This window comes from Traorella sp. mt218 (assembly GCF_055420025.1).
The window spans coordinates 101,282-119,490 of the sequence record NZ_JBVAYM010000002.1 but is presented as its reverse complement, the minus strand read 5'-3'; the positions used below and the strand labels follow the sequence as shown (position 1 = coordinate 119,490).

Genomic DNA, 18,209 nt, shown 5'->3' with positions numbered 1-18,209 from the left:
GTGAATTGCACATTAAGCTCTTTTTTTATTATAATCATTATGATATACATAGTCAATGGAGTGAAAAACATAAAATTCATAAGCATATTTGAACATTTTTGTTCCATATAAAAAGCTCACAATAGTCAAATACTATCATGAGCTTTATTTTAATATAGCTTAGCCCCGGCAGGAATGCGGTCATCTACCATCAGAAGATTCAAACGTTCTTCGCCATCTTCTTTATGAATCGCCGAAATGATCATACCACAGGAATCAATTCCCATCATCTTACGAGCAGGAAGATTTACAATGGCAATCAATGTCTTACCTACCAATTCTTCAGGTTCATAATATTCATGAATACCGCTTAGAATCGTACGATCTTCTCCACTGCCATCATCCAATACAAATTCAAGCAGTTTCTTGCTCTTCGGTACTGCACGGCACTCTTTTACCTTTACTGCACGGAAATCAGACTTGCTGAAGGTATCAAAATCAACATAATCCTTGAATAATGGTTCAATTTCTACCTTGGAAAAATCAATTTCAGGCAAACTTGCTTTTGGCTGAGATGCTTCGGCTGCACTTGCTTTATGTGCGCTCTTGGCTCCACCTACTAATTTCATGTGTGGGAACAAGAGAACCTCGCGAATCGTTGACTGATCTGTCAATAACATTACCAGCCGGTCGATACCCACACCGACACCACCGGCAGGAGGCATACCATATTCCAAAGCCTCTACATAATCAACATCCATTTCACAGGCTTCGTCATTTCCTTTATTCTTTTCTTCGACCTGCTTTTCAAATCTCTCACGCTGATCGATCGGATCATTTAATTCAGAGAATGCATTTGCATACTCATGTCCGCAGATGAATAATTCATAACGATCTGTAAAACGTGGATCTTTTAGATTTTTCTTTGCCAATGGTGATATTTCCACCGGATGACCATATACATAGGTTGGCTGGATCATCTTTTCTTCGCAGTATTTTTCAAAGAATAAATTGATGATATGACCAACACCTGTATGATGTGCCTCTACTTCAATATCATGTTCTTTTGCCAATGCCTTTGCTTCTTCATACGTCATCGGCTTCCAGAAATCAACACCACATTCTTCCTTGATGGCATCGACCATATGAATACGCTTGAATGGTGCCTTTAAAGAGATGGCCTGTCCCTGATATGTAATTTCAGTCGTGCCCAAGGTTTCCATAGCAACATAGCTCATCATACCTTCGATCAGATCCATCATACCTTCTAAATCACTGTAAGCAACATAGGCTTCTACTGTTGTAAATTCCGGATTATGCGTTGCATCCATACCTTCATTTCTAAACAAACGGCCGATTTCATAAACACCTTCCAGACCACCTACAAGCAATCGCTTCAATGGCAATTCAGTTGCGATACGCAAATAGAAATCCATATCTAACGTGTTATGATGCGTTATAAACGGACGAGCATTGGCACCGCCTAAGATTGGCTGTAAAACAGGTGTTTCAACTTCGATCAATCCCTTACCGTCAAAATAACGCTGAACGGCACGGATGATCTTTGGACGCATCAAAGCAACTCTTCGGGAGCTTTCATTCATGATCAGATCGACATAACGTCTGCGATAACGTTCCTCTACATCCACCAAGCCATGATATTTTTCAGGCAATGGACGTAAGGCCTTTGTCAGATGCGTATAAACCTCAGCCTTGATCGACAGCTCCCCATGATTTGTTTTCATCACGATCCCTTCGATACCGACGATATCTCCAAGATCCGCTTTTTTGAATACATCAAACATCTCATCACCGATCATATCTTTGCGGACATAGATCTGGATCTGTCCATCAATATCCTGGATATGCATAAAGCCTGCTTTCCCCATCAGACGCTTCGTCATGATCCTTCCGGCAATCTTTACTTTTTGATGTAATTCTTCCAATTCCTCTTTTGTCTTATCTTCAAATAATTCACGGATCTGACCCGACTTATGTGTCCGGTCATAACGTTCACCAAAAGGAAGGATACCCTTTGCTTCCAGATCCTTTAGCTTTTCACGGCGGACGATTTCCTGTTCCGTCAAATTTAACTCATGATTTTCCATTCTTTCCCTACCTTTCCAGCCAATTCCAGTCATCATTTTCCAAGGAATTTTTATAATTTACCAAGATGTCTTGAAATTCATCCAATGTAGACATCATCGAAATTTTTTCTTTCACTCGGTGTGAATACCTCAATGATTTCATATACCACGCCGCGTGTCCTCGCATTTCCTTCATGCCGACTCTTTCACCCTTTAATTCACATAGGCTTACAGCATGATTATAAGCTAAATCAAACTTTTCTTCAACACCTGTATCCTGAATAATTTCACCCGTTTCCAAATAATGAACACAACGCTGGATCAGCCACGGATCACCCAGGACACCTCGGCCGATCATCACCATATCACAGCCGGTTTCTTCCAGCATAGCTATCATATCCTCCACACTGCGAACATCACCATTACCGATCACAGGTATTTGAACCGCTTCTTTTACTTTTTTGATATACGACCAATCCGCCTTACCTTCATACATCTGTGTCTTTGTGCGCCCATGAAGCGCAATTGCACTGACCCCTGCGCTTTCAAGCTTCTTCGCCAATGATACACAGTTCTTAGACTCGCTGTCCCATCCGACACGCATCTTGACCGTTACCGGTTTTTTCACATGCTTAATGATCTCATGCATCAGTTCAGCCGCATACTCTTCATCCCTCATCAAAGCACTGCCGGCATTCGATTTTACGATCTTATTTACCGGACATCCCATATTGACATCAATGATATCACAATCTGTCTGAGTATCCAGAAATTTTGCCGCCTGTACCATGCTGTCGATATCATGACCGAAGATCTGCATCGTTAAGGGATGCTCATCCTCCAATACTTCGGTCATCCCCAACGTTTTTTTATTCTCAAAACAAATGGCCTTATCAGAAACCATCTCTGTATAAACCAGCCCAGCCTTAAACTGTTTGCATATCTGACGAAAGGCCGGATTGGTGATTCCGGCCATCGGTGCGATCACGACAGGATTTTCAATTTCTACATTTCCGATTTTCATTTTTCTAATTCTCTTAACTCTTCTTCCGTAAACTGATAACGGGTATTGCACCAGTGACAGACGATCTCACAGCCATGATCTTCCTCGATCATCGCTTGCCTTTCTTCATGACTCAATGTCATTAAAGCCTCTTTCATATGCTCCTTTGAACAATGACATTCGAATCTGATATCCTGATGACTTAAAATAACCGCATCATCAAAGGCTTCTTTAATAATTTCTTCACAGCTCTTTCCTTCATGGATCAGCTGTGACATCGGTTTGATCTGTTTTAAGATACCTTCCACCTTTTCAATATCTTCTTCTGTCGCATTCGGCAGCATCTGGATCAGCATCCCTCCTGCGGCACTGACTGAATTATCAGGTTCTACCAGTACCCCTAAAGAAACAGCACTTGGGATCTGTTCACTAACCGTAAAGTAATAAGCAAAATCATCACCGATCTCACCTGTCTGCAGCTGTACGGTTCCCGCAAAATCATCCTTCAATCCTAAATCCTTGATGACCTTTAACGTTCCCTGATTGCCGACAGCCACTCCGACAGCCAGCTTGCCCGTATCATTATACGTATAAAACTGATGCGGATCACCCACAAAGCCACGCACATTGCCATTGGCAAAGCAATCCACCATGATCGTTCCGATCGGTCCTCCGCCATTGATCTGGATCGTTACTTTTTCATTTTCATTTTTCTGCATGCTGCCCATGATAGAGCCAATGCTTAATACTCGTCCCAAAGCCGCTGCCGCTGTTGGCCAGCAATCATGTCTTCTTCTTGCTTCTTCACACAAATTGGTCGTGGAATCCACGATCACACGTACCCTTTCTCCACACACCAGTGCTTTTACTAATTCATCTTTCATACCTGCTCCTTGACTTAGAAAAGGTGCATCACTGCTGCACCTTTTAATTATTCTTTCGGTGTAACAGGGTCCTGATCTTCCCCGTCATCCACCACGACATTTCCTTCAATTTCAGTTGTTGGTGTCGTTACCATTCCTTCTTCATCGATCTCGATCGTTTCAGAATTCGGGACATGATCCAAGCTGTCCACCACTTCAACACCGTCACTCACTTCCGTAGAAGGCTTTTCTTCAATATTTTCTTCAGGCTTTGTCAGCGTACCATATTTCACCAGATTCTTGATCTGTTCACTCGTCAGCGTTTCTTCTTCAATCAGCTTACCGGCAATCAGATCGATCAGATCACGGTTTTCCATGATGATACGTTTACAATTTTCGTAACATTCATTAATGATACGACGTACTTCCTTATCAATTTCAAATGCAATCTCACTTGAATAATTTGCACTGTTGCTTGAATAATCACGACCTAAGAAAACATTTCCGGAATCATCTGCATACTGGATCGGCCCCAATTTGCTCATACCATAAGAACGAACCATGGCTTTCGCAATCTTCGTTGCCTGCTGGATATCATTGCTGGCACCGGCACTGATTTCATTGAAGACCACTTCTTCACAGACACGGCCACCAAGATAACCCGTAATCTGATCCATGAAGTCCTTTCTTGTCGGGAACATCTTTTCTTCTTCCGGAAGCATCAGATTGTATCCACCGGCATGGCCTCTTGGAATGATCGTCACTTTTTCTACGATATTTGCTCCTTCAAGCTTCAGACCGATGATTGCATGTCCTGTTTCATGATAAGCCACCAGACGTTTTTCACTGGCAGAATATTTCTTGCTCTTCTTAGCCGGCCCCATCATGACACGGTCAATGGCCTCACCAAGATCTGCCATCGTAATTTCCTTACGATTTTCACGGACAGCTAAGATAGCACCCTCATTCAACACGTTTTCAAGATCGGCACCTGAGAATCCCGGACATCTTTTCGCAAGATCCTCCAAAGATACATCCTTCGCCAGTTTTTTATTTCTGGCATGTACTTTCAGAATCTCTGTACGTCCGCGCTTATCCGGCAAGCTTACCGTTACCTGACGGTCAAAACGTCCTGAACGCAATAAGGCAGGGTCCAATACATCCGGACGGTTGGTAGCCGCAATGATCACGATTCCGTTATTCTGCGTCATACCATCCATTTCCACCAGCAATTGATTCAGCGTCTGTTCACGCTCATCATTGCCACCGCCCATACCGGCACCTCTTTGACGTCCTACCGCATCAATTTCATCGATGAAGACGATACATGGAGCTGCTTTCTTGGCACTCTTGAACATATCACGTACACGGCTGGCACCGGTACCGACAAACATTTCCACAAAGTCAGAACCTGATATCGAGAAGAACGGTACATCCGCTTCACCGGCAACCGCCTTAGCCAGCAACGTCTTACCGGTTCCCGGAGGACCTACCATCAGGATTCCCTTAGGAATACGTGCTCCCATATCAGAGAATCGCTTAGGATCCTTCAGATAATCGATAATTTCCTTAACCTCTTCTTTTTCCTCTTCACATCCCGCTACATCATCAAAACGAACCTTTACATCCGATTCAACACGATGTCTGGATTTTGTAAATTCAAAGGCCTGCTTATTGCCGCCGCCTTGCTGCATCACCTTAGAAAAAAGATAAAAGGATACACCACCCAGCAACAAAAGCGAACCGATCGGCATGATCAACTCGATCCATCGTGACGTATTAGACGGATCCGAAATCGTTACCGAATTATTTCCTTCATTAAGAACCTCCTGCAGCCACTGAATATTTGCCTCAGTATTCGGAACACTCGTTGAGAAAGAAACATCCTGTCCGTTTTTCTCATAGACACCTGTTACACTAACGATCACACTACCAACTGAAATATTGACATCTTTAAAAGTCATCTTTTCTGCCTGATTCAAAAAGGCATTGGTAGCTAAATACTCCGTATTGTTGAATCTCGAAACACTCGTTAAACTTAAAAATACAAACAGAGCTAAGATATAAGGAATAACATTAATAATCCTTTTCCTGTTCATTTAGCTTTCCTCACTTTCATCTACTGATAACACTCGTCTTTTAACACTCCTACATAAGGCAGGTTACGATATTTCTGATTGTAATCCAGACCAAATCCGATTACAAATTCATTTGGAACCTTAAAGCCGACATAATCAGCCTCAATATCCACAACTCTCCGATCCGGTTTATCCAGAAGCGAAACGACACGCACTTCACTTGCACCTTTATGCTTCAACAGGCGTTTTACCTCCTGAACGGTCCTTCCGGTATCTATAATATCTTCCACTAAAAGCACAGGTACTCCCTTTATTGAAGAGCGAAGATCCAGATTCACCTTCACATCACCGATCGATTCCGTTCCCTCATAGCTGGATACATCCATAAATTCATAACAGATATCCATAGCCAGATACTTGACAAGCTCTGCCAAGAAAGGAACGCTTCCTTTTAGAAGTCCTACTACCAATGGAAGTTCATTTTTCTTTTCATAGTCTTTTGTTATTTCTTCACCAAGCTCTTTGCAGCGTCGAACAATTTCTTCTTCGCTGACTAAAATCTTCTTTACATCCTTATGCATCAGCACATCCTCCAAAACGATATAGCTATTTTATCACAAAACAATTTGGTTTGACAGTATAATGTTTCACATCACACCCTATTTTAGGCACTAAAACAACATTTCCCACAGAATTCACAACAACAGGGTAACTTTTCCGCTCTTTATGTGATATTTTTCTGTCAATAAAGAAACGATTCAGCTTCTTTTTCCCAAATCGCAGCTCGATCTGATCCCCCTCTTTCGGCGAACGTATCGTAATCGGAAAATCCTCAGCCGACAAAGTCACAGCTTCTACGCTGCTGCCATTTTTACGGATCTTAAAATATTCGCAATCAAACTCTTCGATCTTATCAAAGGTATAAGCATACTCAATATCTCTTACAAGCTGTAAAACATCATAGCTTTTCATAAGCTTACAATCATCGATATCAAACTCATAGCGGCTCTCATCCTTTAGGATGGTTTCACAGATGCTTCTTATTCTTCTTTCGCTCAAGGAATAGCCGACACCCTGATGATTCAGCCATGCACGCAATACATCCTGAGGGTGCTTTAGCTTTTTAAACTTCTCAATCGGCAGATCCTCTCCAAGCTCTTTTGCGATCCTTTCGATTTCCTTCTGATATTGCTGCATCTCAGCATTACGTCTGTTGATTTCAGTAAGGACCTCCTGCCGTTTTGTTTCATCCCAGGTATCTACGACCTCTCTTCTTAAGCGATTACGCAGATAATCATTACTAAAGTTGGATTCATCCTCACCAAAAGGTACCTCATGATCATAACAATAATTGTAACAGTCCCTTTTGCTCATGTTTAAAAGAGGTCTTTCAATCACGACGCCATGATGCTTCACCTTCGCTGCCAAGCCATAAACCAAAGGGATGCTTTTACGCCGGCACTGCATCAGATACGTTTCAAACAGATCATCCTGCTGATGAGCCACCAAAACGCTGTCACAGTTTTCCTGCTCACAAAGCTCTTTAAAAAACTCATAGCGGAAGCGGCGGGCATAAGCCTGAAAATTCCCCTTATAGTGTGGATCACAATAACGTACAAAAAAAGGAATCTGATACCTTTCACAATAATCTCGTACAAGATTCTCATCTCTTTTCGCAGATTCTCTTTTCTGATAGTTGACATGAGCAACAATAATATTCATTTTTTTGCGGATACACTGATCTAACAATGTCATCGAATCACATCCGCCGGAAACAGCCACACAGTATTTATTCATAGTATGATTATACCACAATATCACTGTACTTTCGCAAGTAAAATGGTAGAATCATCACTTCGCTTATTTTCTTTCATGATTTCCACAAAACTCTCCACTTCTTTACGGGCACTTTGATCCTCACTATTTTTCATCCAACGCAAGATTTCTTCCACATTGACCCCATCACTGCTCATGACAAACCAATCTCCCTTTTCCACTTCGACATGAATATGATCGACATCAATATGAGCCACGATACCGATAGGCAACGAATTCCCCCATATCGCAAACAATTCCTTATTCCGTATGAGATAAGTCGGATTTGCCGCCGATTTACATATGACAACGCTTTTCTTATAACGGTCAAATGACAGCACATCACATGTAGCATAGGCATCGCTCAATAAAAGCTTATTGATACAGTTCATCGCCTCGATCTCATCAATATTTGAAAAGATCATCCGCTGGAAGAGATTCACGATACACTTCGATATCTTGCTTGCCTCTTTACCGCTGCCCATACCATCACTGATCAGACAATAAACATTGCGGGAATGATGGAAGATCGAAAAGGAATCTCCGCAACAAGTCGTAGGCGCATGATCTGCATAAGCATCAATATGGATCGGTGGTGTAGATATAAATTCGACATGCAGAACGCCCGGATGAAGAAACGACTGCCGGCTTGATGAACACTCCACCGGTGTCGGCAAGATGTGATTTAAAAGTGGCAGCAGGACTTCCTTTACCTCACTGCTGCCGAAATGGGTCAACAAACATTCAATCTGAATATGTCCATTTTCATTCACCTCAACATTAATTTCTTCATATCCGATATCATAGCCTTCTAAAATAGAAAGTACCTGATTCCGTATAAACTCCGCCGAATGATCATCCTGCATGCATTTTTTAGATGTATAATGAAGCGCCTTCGACATACTTTTCAAAAAATTAGATTCTACATTCGACACACTTTCATAATAAGTACCCAGATGATCAAAAATCAAAGAAAAATGCATCAATTGTTTATGTAGAAAAGCATTTGAATTTGAAGCATGAATTTCATTCAATACCGGTATCCCTTCCTTGCTTAAAAGAAGCAGGAATACCAGATACAGGCCTACGATCAAAAGCTGTTCAACCTGCTGCACCTGGCTCATAAACAAGCCAAGATATACAAGGATCATCAATCCCAGCTGTTCTTTTAAAAGTGATAATAAGAATATATAGACAAATATTTCAAAACTGATTGCCGGAGCAATCAGATTCAAAAGAAAGAAACTTGTGATACTAATCAGCGGTGAACAACCAAAACAAATAAAAATCAAGCCTAATGTCATGAATACATCCACATATCCGCTCATATACTGAATTATCATACAAACGATGCCAATCGCCATCAATGCATAAATTGGTGAAGGCAAAGGCATATCCTTTTTCATCCATTCAAACGATTTCATGGTTTCATGATAATAGATCATTTGAATCACGAAAAAGCTGAGGGCTATTCTAAGATCATTCGTATTGAAATATGCAATACTAAAAGAACATAAGGCTACATAAAGCTTTGAAGCATTCACCATATTACCTCTGCATAAACGTACAAAATAGGCAAACAGGTGATATCCGACAACAAAGATCCAGAATTGTATCAAAAGCAGCGGTGATACCAGATAAAGTGAAAATGTCGGTATCAAAAAAGCAATCTTTTCCCTTGTCGATTGCATGAACACATATGGAAATATCGCAATCAACAGCTGCAATGAAAACGAAAAGGTCATGATCAGACCTAATACCAAAAAGAAAAACGGTTTCCAATCTATCTTAACAGCCGCACGCTGTGCACTGAGTGTTCTCATACAAATCCCCCTTGTTTGCTACTATAAAGGATAAACAAAGGATACCTTGTCGAAATTACTCCAAAATCAAACTTTTAAATCTGTTTTTAATATCTATGAAAAGTTTTGAATTTGTCGGCACATGTGCCTTCACATCAATGATACGTGCCGTATTGATAAACTTCGCATCATTTAGAAATAAAACCGATTCCTTATATAATCCATCGATCGCTCCCAAAGGAAATAAATATGTACCATCACTTGTCAATGATTTTTTATACGTCCGCTCATTGCTCGTCATCGGAATGATCAAAGCTTTAAAATGCACGATTGCAATCACCAGTCCAAAATGCTGATAACCCGCTTCATACAGATAGGCCTGTCCAAAATCCGTATAACAGATATCCCCGGGTTCAATCGTAAACCCCAAAGCCTTAGATGAAGGAATATTGCGCCGTGTATTATAATTTTTTTCACTGACCAGTCGCTGGACCCCTTCCTTATATGTGATCTTGGCATATTCATCCTTCTTTTCCTCAATGAACCAGTCCCATAACTTTTCCCATTCCTGCTGGATCACATGTTCTTTCTGACTGACACATACATCATAAAACGCTTCAATATCTTTTACTTGCATATTAAATACCTCCTACTATTTAATATGCACACAAATTCGATTTTTCCCAAAAATTCGTAAAACTTTTTTCTTTTTTTGAAAAAAAAGAGATCGTATCCCAGGATACGATCAACGCTCACCCTTATTTTTCTTAAAAACAAACAGAAATATCAGCACGATGCCAACCAGCAGCACCCCTACACCAAGACCCATTAAAATACCGGTAATAAAATCCTGAAAATGAGATCCTGTACTATTTCTTGAAATAAAAATTAAAATAAGTCCCAAAACAAACAAAACCAGCCCATATAACATTTGTTTATTCTCTTCTAATTTACTATTCATCCAAATCTCCTTTACTTTTCAATCCACATATCGATACCTATGATCGTTTTTGAATAAGGCAGATATTCAATATCAGCCACAACATCATATCCTTTTCTATTCTTCACTTGTTCATAAAGCTTCTCTCCCTCTTCATAAGCTTCATAAGATATATCAAACTTTATTTGTCCACTTCCTCGGCTATTGCCGATCAGCTGAGTAACCATTGAATCAGCCATGTTGTTGGAATAAAACTGTAAATCATCCAGACGGATCACCTGCGGATCCTCTAAATGAGAAACATCCAGAAGCGGACAAATCACCTCCCTATATCCCATCAATCCTCCTGCCGCAATCAAAATCAGTGATAAAAGAACATTTGAAATCCTTTGAGCTGTCCTAAACAAATAAACAGCCCCAACAAACAACAATATACAAACAGAGACCCAAAAAGGGAGTGACATATATTGACAAACGATCTGGTCACGTATAAATAAATGAGCGACCATCATGGGAATTAAACTTATCAATAAGAGGATTCCCCCGGCATGAATAAGATGCTGCCACTTCTTAACCATCGTTTCACCACCTATCATTCACATCTTTTCTATGACCATTATAAAAAATGGCGGTAAAACAAAATGACTCTTTTTGTTAAGTCTGTGTAAAAATTTTATATAAACTGCTTTGTTTCAATGTCCAATTACACAAACTTTACAGACTCTTCACTGAGTGATGATAGCTCTTTAACCTGGACATCATATAATGATATCAGTAAGAAAGAGGCAATCATGAAAACAATCATTCTATATGGAAGTAAATATGGCAGCAGCCGGAAATATGCTGAAAAGCTCTCTGCATCATGCAATATCAAAATGATCTCTTATGAACAGGCATCCCATTTAGAAGATATGGATCGGATCATATATATAGGATCTTTATATGCAGGTGGTGTTTTTGGCTTGTCAAAACTATTACGACGGTTTGCTCTCAAAGATCATCAGCAATTCTTCTTAATCACTGTCGGACTGGCAGACCCCAATGAAGAAGAAAATAGAAATAATATTCAAAATGCACTCAGAAAGCAGGCAGGTCATGAACTTTTTGAGCGTTCAAAAATCTTTCACCTGCGAGGTGCGATTGACTATCAGCAGCTATCCTTTAAAGACAAAACGCTTATGACATTGCTTTATAAGGCACTTTCTAAAAAACCGGCAGACCAGCTGACAACAGAAGATCGCGCATTGATCGAAACCTATGATAAAAAGGTTGATTTTATTGATATTGATGCTTTAAGACCCATCATTGAGGAGCTTCTGATATGAAAATACTAAAAATCATATTTATCGGGCTTATTACGACCATGACCCGTATCCTCGTACAATGGCTGATTCCTGCAGGCAGCCAAAATATCCTATTGCCCAGTAAATTTGCCTTAAACAATACCCTGCCGGTCGTCTTTTCAATTTATGGATTATTTGCTTATTCCCTGATTGCTTCCATGTTTTTGCTCGTTTGTGGAAAAATGAGCGGCCGCAAAATCATACAGGGCCTGAAATATGGACTTTCCTGTTCTGTCATATGGGTCGTATATCTTTTGGAACCGTTGCCTCATGTCGCAATGCTTGACTGTATTACTTATCCACTGGCAGATTCACTGGTACTTATCGTGATGGGAGCCTTGTGCGGATTACTGCTTGGGGAAAACAAAAAGATCCAGCCACATAAATCTCATTTTTCACTTCTTTCAATCCTGACGATCATGAGCTGTTTTATACTCGCCCGTTATGTTCTTTATTTATTTTATGATATTTATTCTTCTTTTGATACATATCCGCTTCCTACCCTGTGGTGGTGCATCTTAAGCAGTTCTGTCATATCCTGTGTCATCATGTGGCTGAATGATTATGTTGATGAGCACAATTTCATGAAGCGTTCGCTCGTATTAGGAGGTATCCTGTTTGGGATCGATCTTACGCTTTTTAACTTTTTTATGCCTCTCGTATTTGAAATCAATATAGCGGATCTTTTATTGCGTACGATCAGTGATATTGCTGCTGTTACGGTTGGCTGTGTGATTTCTCAAAAAGTCACTTCCTTCACTATTCAGAAAGGATGTAAAGAATGATGGCTTCTTTCAAAAAAAGAATGATCAAGGTGATCGTTTGTTATGCTATTTTTATTTTCATCGGTCAGCTTATGTCACTGTTTCCCCAAAGTGCACTTCCCATCTTTTATGATCTGCGCATGTTTTTTATGATATTCGGACCTATTTATTTCATGCTGATCCTACGTATCATCCATACATTTCAAAATCAAAAGAAAGAGCAAGGCCGTACCCTTCTTTTTACACTGCTTTCTTTTTTATTCATGCATCATTCTGATCATGATTTGACTGAAACGGTTTTGATCAACAAAGGTTTACGTCAGATTCATAATGGCAAAACATCACCAAAAGCCAATCATTTTTTGAATGTTTTCATACCGGTATGTTTCTATGTCCTGATCTTAGAAATCATGACCCTCTTTATCTGTATCGCCACCTTTGCACCTCTTTCAAATACCATCAGCAATCTTTTCATTATTATGATCACTTTCACATTGCTTCTGCTTATCCTCCTTCCATTGATTCTTATCTTTGTTTCAAAATTTGATACAGATCAGAAGACACATAAGAAGAAACTGGATCAAGCTAAAAAAAGAGCCATCGCTTCAGATACTTTTGTACTGGAAAGCGATCCTGTTTGTCGTCAGCATTATCTCCGTTTTCCAAAATTTTTATTTTTGATGTTATGTCCATTTCTATTCATAATTTCCATGATCGTTCTTTATCTGACAAAAAATGTTTTATATATAGAAAGCATTCTTTTGCTTCGCACCCCTTTTTTATATCTGACCTCTTTTAGTGCAGTATCATTTTTGCCATTGCTGATCTACTGGATGAATTGCAACGGCACTTCAAAGGTACAACGAATCTATATTCATGAAAACCAGTTCATCTATACAGGTTATAGCGGCAGCATGGAAGAACGCCAAGAGTTTTCGTTCGCTTTGGTTCATCTGGATTTTTTTACGGTGAAAAAAAGAGCTATATGGATCAAAGGATCTTTTATGAAAAAAACAAAAGATTCTTCTGGTTCCCATCCGAAAAGAATGATTCATAAAAGATTGTGGATTCCTCGGACCTTTTCTTCGAAGCAGGAAGAAGTTCTGCTTGCTTTTCTAAAAAAAATGCAAGATGATCAGATCTTGCATAAATAATCATTATCGGGCTAAATATCCGCCGTCAACCGGGAAAATGGCACCACCGATATAATCACTGGCATGGGACGCTAAAAAGATAGCAGCTCCTTTCATATCATTGCCATTGCCCCATCGTTTTGCCGGTATCCGCTCTGTAATAGTCGCAAAGCGTGGATTTGCGGGATCAAGCAGCGCTTTATTCATTTCTGTTTCCATATATCCGGGTGCAATCGCATTGACATTGATTCCTTTTGCCATCCAGTCATTGGTCAGCTCTTTGGTCAGCTGGGCAATACCGCCTTTAGAAGCAGAATAAGCAGGTATCGTCTGTCCTCCGAAGAAAGAGTTCATAGAAGCAATCAAGATGATCTTGCCATAGCCTTTAGGTATCATCACTTTTGCCGCTAATTGACAAAGAATGAATACGGAAGTCAGATTGACAGAGATGACATCATCCCATTCATCAAGTGGAAATTCTTCCGCACTGTGACGTCGTTGGATACCATGGGAAGTTAAGAGAATGTCTAAATCACCGCCTAGCTTATCCAAACATTCCTGGAAAACACGATAAATTTCTTCTCTGTTGCCTAAATCTCCTTTTACGCCATGGCATTTATAACCACGGTTACAGAAATCCTGAGCGACTTCATATACCTTATCACTTGTGCCAACAATAGCTGCCTCACAGCCCGCTTCCAGATAGCCCTCAGCCATGCCATAGCCAAGACCCCGGGTACCACCGGTTACGATCGCTTTTTTTCCTTTGATATCAAACAGATCCATTTTCATCACTCCTCTTTCATATAGCCACCCTTCATCGGGGAAACCGCTCTTTCTGAAAAGAGCTTTAAGACACCGCTTTTATATTTTGCAGGGTGTGGCACATAATTTTTTCTTCTCTTTTCTAATTCAGCTTCTACCTCTTCCATGGACATTCTCTTTCCATGAATGCCTACGATCTGAAGAAGCCGCTTTGGAATATTGACCTCAATCAGATCACCTTCTTCAACAAGGGCAATCGGTCCGCCTTCAGCCGCCTCTGGTGATACATGCCCGATAGCCGGCCCCTTGGAAGCACCCGAGAATCGGCCATCTGTGATCAAAGCAATCGAAGCCCCTAATTCCGGATCGCTGGCAATTGCCTCAGTTGTATAAAACATTTCCGGCATACCGCTTCCCTTAGGACCTTCATATCGAATCAGGACAGCATCATGAGGTTTGATCTGATGGGTCAATACCGCATGGATCGCATCTTCCTCACAATCAAACGGACGTGCTGTCAGCACAGCTTCAAACATTTCTTTCGGTACAACCGTATGCTTGACAACGGCTCCTTCCGGTGCCAGATTTCCCTTTAAGATAGCAATACTGCCATCATTACCAAAGGCATGATCAAAGCTGCGGATCACATCTTCCCGTTGTAAATGAACCTTTTTCAGATATGCATCGCATTTATCATAAAAACCGTTCTTTTTCAAATCCTCAAGATTTTCACCTAATGTCTTACCGGTAACAGTCATGACATCCAGATGAAGCATGCTTTTAATTTCCTCCATGATGCGCGGCACACCGCCTGCATAATAGAAATATTGTGCCGGCCAGCGTCCTGCCGGACGGATATCCAATAGATAATGTGCCCCACGATGCAAACGATCAAACGTATCACTATCGATCTGGATACCAAATTCCTTGGCAATTGCCGGTAAATGCAACAGCGAATTGGTCGAACCGGAAATGGCCGCATGGACCATGATCGCATTTTCAAAGGATTTTAGAGTTACGATATCTTTTGGTTTTAAATCATGTTCTGCCAGCCATACGGCCTGTTCTCCGGCTTTTTCAGCCATCTCACGCAAATCAGGGCTTGTTGCCGGCATCAAGGCACTGCCCGGAAGCATCAGGCCTAAAGCCTCTGCCATGATCTGCATCGTTGAAGCCGTTCCCATAAATGAACAGGCTCCACAAGACGGACAGGCATGATGCTTATAATAATCCAGTTTCTCTTTCGTAATTTCACCACGTTCATACATGGCACTATACATGCCGATCTGTTCAAGCGTCAAAAGATCAGGTCCGGCATCCATGACACCACCGGTAATCATGATCGAAGGAATATTGACACGGGCAAGTCCCATAAGATGCGCAGGCATCCCTTTATCACAGCTGGCAATGAAAACACCACCGTCAAACGGCGTCGCATTCGCATGGATCTCGATCATATTCGCGATCATATCTCGGGATACCAATGAATAATTGATGCCGTCATGACCCTGTGATTCACCATCACAAATATCTGTCGTAAAATAACGGGCTCCATACCCTCCTGCCTTCTTAATTCCCTCACGCGCCTTTTCTACCAGTTCAAGCAGATGCACGCTTCCCGGATGGCTGTCACCAAAGGTACTTTCCACAAGTATCTGCACCTTGCCAAGATCCTCCAGCTTCCATCCGCTTCCTAATCGCAGTGGATCTAATTCAGGTGCAATCTCACGTAATTTCTGACTTTTCAGCTTCATCATGTTACTCCTTTTTATAAGACATAAGACATCATACGTCTAATCAAATCATACGCTTCTTTTCATACTTCGTCAACCTTCTTTCATCATCTCATCCATCTTCTCTTTATTATATTTAAGATGCTGTTCCATAGCCTTTTTAGCGGCCTGTGAATCATGATCAGCAATGGCATCTACAAGCAGCTGGTGCGTTTCGATCGTTTCCCTCATCAGACTTTTATTGGTCATATGGATAAAGAAGGATATCCCTGTTTGCAGCACCGGTATGATCGTTGAAACAACACTGTTCTGACTCAATTGTGATATCAAAGCATGAAATTGGATATCCTTTTCCAAATAATCCTGACCTTTCGCAATTGATTCTTTTATCTCATCAGCAATTTTTTGAAGCTCAGCGACCCCCTCCTCATCTGCCTTCTCTGCCGCTAAAGCCGCCATGTTCGGTTCGATCATCATACGCAGTTCATACAGATCATACGCTAATTTCTTTTTATCAGAAACAAACGCAAAACCTAACGGATCATCAATCTTTCCCGGATTTTGGCACACAAAAGTACCACATCCCCTTTTAATTTCTAAAACATGACGTGAAACAAGTATCTTAACAGCTTCTCTGATCGTTCCTCGTCCTACATGAAGCTGCTTTGCCATCTCAAATTCATTGGGAAGCTTATCTCCTTCTTTCAATTCCTTATCTTTAATTAAAGTAATGATCTGTTCAGCTACTCTTTCAGGCAACAGTTTTTTTTCATTTTGAAGCGATTCCAGCATGACCTACCTCCATGTTATAAACAATATACAAAAAGAACAAGATTACTTCTTGTTCTCCTTTTTCATTTTCAAAAAATTCACGATACTTGTCATCGGATGGAACCATGAAGCAATCATCTGAGTTTTTTCAAGGAATATCTCACAGACGACCAGTTCAATGAACAACAGCAATAAACCGATATCTTTATTTAAGATATAAATATAAGCCACGATTCCCGAACAGATCGTCACCGCATATAAAATCAGCACCGTATTTTTATGACCAAATTTCCTCATCAACACATGATGTAAATGATTCTTATCAGCCTCATCGATCTTCTTTCCGCTCAGCTTCCGGCGAATGATCGCACTCAACGTATCAACAATAGGAACACCACACATCAAGATAGGTACACCTAAGGTAATGAATGTCGAAGATTTAAAACCGATCAAAGATATCGTGGCAATCATAAATCCTAAGAAAAGTGCCCCGCAATCTCCCAGAAATACTTTGGCAGGATAAAAATTAAAAATTAAGAAAGCGGCCAATGAACCTGCAAGAATCAAAGAAATATGCATGATATCCGGACGGTTATCAATAACACCTAACGAAGCAACCACAACTAAAATGATCAATGAGATACCATCCGCAAGACCATCCAGTCCATCAATCAGATTGACCGCATTCGTAATACCCGTCAGCCAGAAAAAAGTCACGATCGTAGATACGAAGCCCATATCAATAACGATTCCCAGCGGTAAAAAAATCTTATCCAGAGTTATATTCCCATAAAATATAACGATCAAAGAAGCGACAACCTGAAAAGCAAATTTTTTCTTTGGCGAAAGATCAACCAAATCATCGATCAAACCGCCAAAAAACATGATACTGGCTCCGAGAAGCATTCCTCGTATCTGCGTATCTGATTTCATAAAACATGTCATTGAAATCATAAAGGCTACATATATCGCAACCCCGCCGATCCTGGCAATATTTTTCTTCGTATGAATCGTCCGTTCATTGATCTTTGCATAAGCATCGATATATTTAGCGATCCATATGACGAGTGGAGTTGTAACCAAAGTGATCACAAACGGTAAGATCAGATATTTCAGCCATTCCATAATAGCCT

General features: G+C 40.6%; 17 protein-coding genes. 3 read left to right on the top strand and 14 right to left on the bottom strand.

Going from position 1 to position 18,209, the window contains the following annotated elements; all coding sequences use genetic code 11:
- Positions 1–149: 149 nt before the first annotated feature.
- The 10 genes from lysS to ACZYT3_RS01670 all read right to left on the bottom strand — a co-directional run bounded on the left by lysS (position 150) and on the right by ACZYT3_RS01670 (position 11,145).
- On the bottom strand, positions 150–2,087 hold the full coding sequence (lysS, locus tag ACZYT3_RS01715) for a lysine--tRNA ligase (protein ID WP_294560656.1): 1,938 nt from the start codon (positions 2,085–2,087) through the stop codon (positions 150–152).
- Between the two features lie 7 nt (positions 2,088–2,094).
- Positions 2,095–3,090, bottom strand: coding sequence for a tRNA dihydrouridine synthase DusB (gene dusB, locus ACZYT3_RS01710; protein ID WP_464087458.1), 996 nt, complete (start codon positions 3,088–3,090; stop codon positions 2,095–2,097).
- Positions 3,087–3,953: an Hsp33 family molecular chaperone HslO gene (gene hslO, locus ACZYT3_RS01705; protein ID WP_464087457.1), complete on the bottom strand. Its 867-nt coding sequence runs from the start codon at positions 3,951–3,953 to the stop codon at positions 3,087–3,089. The genes dusB and hslO overlap by 4 nt, the downstream gene beginning before the upstream one ends.
- A gap of 47 nt (positions 3,954–4,000) precedes the next feature.
- A complete protein-coding gene (gene ftsH / locus ACZYT3_RS01700) occupies positions 4,001–6,031 on the bottom strand; it encodes an ATP-dependent zinc metalloprotease FtsH (RefSeq protein WP_464087456.1) in 2,031 nt (676 codons plus the stop codon).
- Between the two features lie 20 nt (positions 6,032–6,051).
- The gene (hpt, locus tag ACZYT3_RS01695) at positions 6,052–6,591 is read right to left on the bottom strand and encodes a hypoxanthine phosphoribosyltransferase (protein ID WP_464087455.1); all 540 of its coding nucleotides are present in this window, start codon (positions 6,589–6,591) and stop codon (positions 6,052–6,054) included.
- A 25-nt stretch (positions 6,592–6,616) separates the two neighbouring features.
- Positions 6,617–7,807: a tRNA lysidine(34) synthetase TilS gene (gene tilS / locus ACZYT3_RS01690; protein ID WP_464087454.1), complete on the bottom strand. Its 1,191-nt coding sequence runs from the start codon at positions 7,805–7,807 to the stop codon at positions 6,617–6,619.
- 20 nt (positions 7,808–7,827) lie between these two features.
- Positions 7,828–9,648: a SpoIIE family protein phosphatase gene (locus ACZYT3_RS01685; RefSeq protein ID WP_464087453.1), complete on the bottom strand. Its 1,821-nt coding sequence runs from the start codon at positions 9,646–9,648 to the stop codon at positions 7,828–7,830.
- Between the two features lie 55 nt (positions 9,649–9,703).
- Positions 9,704–10,264, bottom strand: a complete 561-nt coding sequence (locus ACZYT3_RS01680; RefSeq protein WP_464087452.1) for a hypothetical protein — start codon at positions 10,262–10,264, stop codon at positions 9,704–9,706.
- Positions 10,265–10,372: 108 nt separating this feature from the next.
- A complete protein-coding gene (locus ACZYT3_RS01675; protein ID WP_464087451.1) occupies positions 10,373–10,588 on the bottom strand; it encodes a hypothetical protein in 216 nt (71 codons plus the stop codon).
- A gap of 11 nt (positions 10,589–10,599) precedes the next feature.
- Positions 10,600–11,145: a hypothetical protein gene (locus ACZYT3_RS01670; RefSeq protein ID WP_464087450.1), complete on the bottom strand. Its 546-nt coding sequence runs from the start codon at positions 11,143–11,145 to the stop codon at positions 10,600–10,602.
- 213 nt (positions 11,146–11,358) lie between these two features.
- Here ACZYT3_RS01670 and ACZYT3_RS01665 point away from each other — a divergent pair, with 213 nt between their 5' ends.
- From ACZYT3_RS01665 to ACZYT3_RS01655, 3 genes are read left to right on the top strand one after another with little or no spacing between them, the layout of a single operon-like run.
- The gene (locus ACZYT3_RS01665) at positions 11,359–11,892 is read left to right on the top strand and encodes a flavodoxin domain-containing protein (RefSeq protein ID WP_464087449.1); all 534 of its coding nucleotides are present in this window, start codon (positions 11,359–11,361) and stop codon (positions 11,890–11,892) included.
- The gene (locus ACZYT3_RS01660) at positions 11,889–12,695 is read left to right on the top strand and encodes a hypothetical protein (RefSeq protein ID WP_464087448.1); all 807 of its coding nucleotides are present in this window, start codon (positions 11,889–11,891) and stop codon (positions 12,693–12,695) included. Before ACZYT3_RS01665 ends, ACZYT3_RS01660 begins: the two co-directional genes overlap by 4 nt.
- Positions 12,692–13,828: a hypothetical protein gene (locus ACZYT3_RS01655; protein WP_464087447.1), complete on the top strand. Its 1,137-nt coding sequence runs from the start codon at positions 12,692–12,694 to the stop codon at positions 13,826–13,828. The genes ACZYT3_RS01660 and ACZYT3_RS01655 overlap by 4 nt, the downstream gene beginning before the upstream one ends.
- A gap of 3 nt (positions 13,829–13,831) precedes the next feature.
- On the opposite strand, the gene ACZYT3_RS01650 is transcribed toward ACZYT3_RS01655, so the two are convergent.
- The 4 genes from ACZYT3_RS01650 to ACZYT3_RS01635 all read right to left on the bottom strand — a co-directional run bounded on the left by ACZYT3_RS01650 (position 13,832) and on the right by ACZYT3_RS01635 (position 18,201).
- On the bottom strand, positions 13,832–14,599 hold the full coding sequence (locus ACZYT3_RS01650) for an SDR family NAD(P)-dependent oxidoreductase (RefSeq protein WP_464087446.1): 768 nt from the start codon (positions 14,597–14,599) through the stop codon (positions 13,832–13,834).
- Positions 14,599–16,326, bottom strand: a complete 1,728-nt coding sequence (gene ilvD / locus ACZYT3_RS01645; protein ID WP_464087445.1) for a dihydroxy-acid dehydratase — start codon at positions 16,324–16,326, stop codon at positions 14,599–14,601. Before ilvD ends, ACZYT3_RS01650 begins: the two co-directional genes overlap by 1 nt.
- A 72-nt stretch (positions 16,327–16,398) precedes the next feature.
- Positions 16,399–17,097, bottom strand: a complete 699-nt coding sequence (locus tag ACZYT3_RS01640) for a FadR/GntR family transcriptional regulator (protein WP_464087444.1) — start codon at positions 17,095–17,097, stop codon at positions 16,399–16,401.
- 42 nt (positions 17,098–17,139) lie between these two features.
- On the bottom strand, positions 17,140–18,201 hold the full coding sequence (locus tag ACZYT3_RS01635) for an MraY family glycosyltransferase (protein WP_294560626.1): 1,062 nt from the start codon (positions 18,199–18,201) through the stop codon (positions 17,140–17,142).
- Positions 18,202–18,209: the final 8 nt, after the last annotated feature.

Excerpts from the sequence above, each read along its gene's own strand:
- ACZYT3_RS01685 (WP_464087453.1), bottom strand. The coding sequence starts at position 9,648 with ATGAGAACACTCAGTGCACAGCGTGCGGCTGTTAAGATAGATTGGAAA.
- tilS (WP_464087454.1), bottom strand. The coding sequence starts at position 7,807 with ATGAATAAATACTGTGTGGCTGTTTCCGGCGGATGTGATTCGATGACA.
- lysS (WP_294560656.1), bottom strand. The coding sequence starts at position 2,087 with ATGGAAAATCATGAGTTAAATTTGACGGAACAGGAAATCGTCCGCCGT.
- ACZYT3_RS01640 (WP_464087444.1), bottom strand. The coding sequence starts at position 17,097 with ATGCTGGAATCGCTTCAAAATGAAAAAAAACTGTTGCCTGAAAGAGTA.
- hslO (WP_464087457.1), bottom strand. The coding sequence starts at position 3,953 with ATGAAAGATGAATTAGTAAAAGCACTGGTGTGTGGAGAAAGGGTACGT.
- ACZYT3_RS01670 (WP_464087450.1), bottom strand. The coding sequence starts at position 11,145 with ATGGTTAAGAAGTGGCAGCATCTTATTCATGCCGGGGGAATCCTCTTA.
- ACZYT3_RS01665 (WP_464087449.1), top strand. The coding sequence starts at position 11,359 with ATGAAAACAATCATTCTATATGGAAGTAAATATGGCAGCAGCCGGAAA.
- ACZYT3_RS01680 (WP_464087452.1), bottom strand. The coding sequence starts at position 10,264 with ATGCAAGTAAAAGATATTGAAGCGTTTTATGATGTATGTGTCAGTCAG.
- ACZYT3_RS01635 (WP_294560626.1), bottom strand. The coding sequence starts at position 18,201 with ATGGAATGGCTGAAATATCTGATCTTACCGTTTGTGATCACTTTGGTT.
- ACZYT3_RS01675 (WP_464087451.1), bottom strand. The coding sequence starts at position 10,588 with ATGAATAGTAAATTAGAAGAGAATAAACAAATGTTATATGGGCTGGTT.
- ilvD (WP_464087445.1), bottom strand. The coding sequence starts at position 16,326 with ATGAAGCTGAAAAGTCAGAAATTACGTGAGATTGCACCTGAATTAGAT.
- hpt (WP_464087455.1), bottom strand. The coding sequence starts at position 6,591 with ATGCATAAGGATGTAAAGAAGATTTTAGTCAGCGAAGAAGAAATTGTT.
- dusB (WP_464087458.1), bottom strand. The coding sequence starts at position 3,090 with ATGAAAATCGGAAATGTAGAAATTGAAAATCCTGTCGTGATCGCACCG.
- ACZYT3_RS01650 (WP_464087446.1), bottom strand. The coding sequence starts at position 14,599 with ATGAAAATGGATCTGTTTGATATCAAAGGAAAAAAAGCGATCGTAACC.
- ACZYT3_RS01660 (WP_464087448.1), top strand. The coding sequence starts at position 11,889 with ATGAAAATACTAAAAATCATATTTATCGGGCTTATTACGACCATGACC.
- ftsH (WP_464087456.1), bottom strand. The coding sequence starts at position 6,031 with ATGAACAGGAAAAGGATTATTAATGTTATTCCTTATATCTTAGCTCTG.
- ACZYT3_RS01655 (WP_464087447.1), top strand. The coding sequence starts at position 12,692 with ATGATGGCTTCTTTCAAAAAAAGAATGATCAAGGTGATCGTTTGTTAT.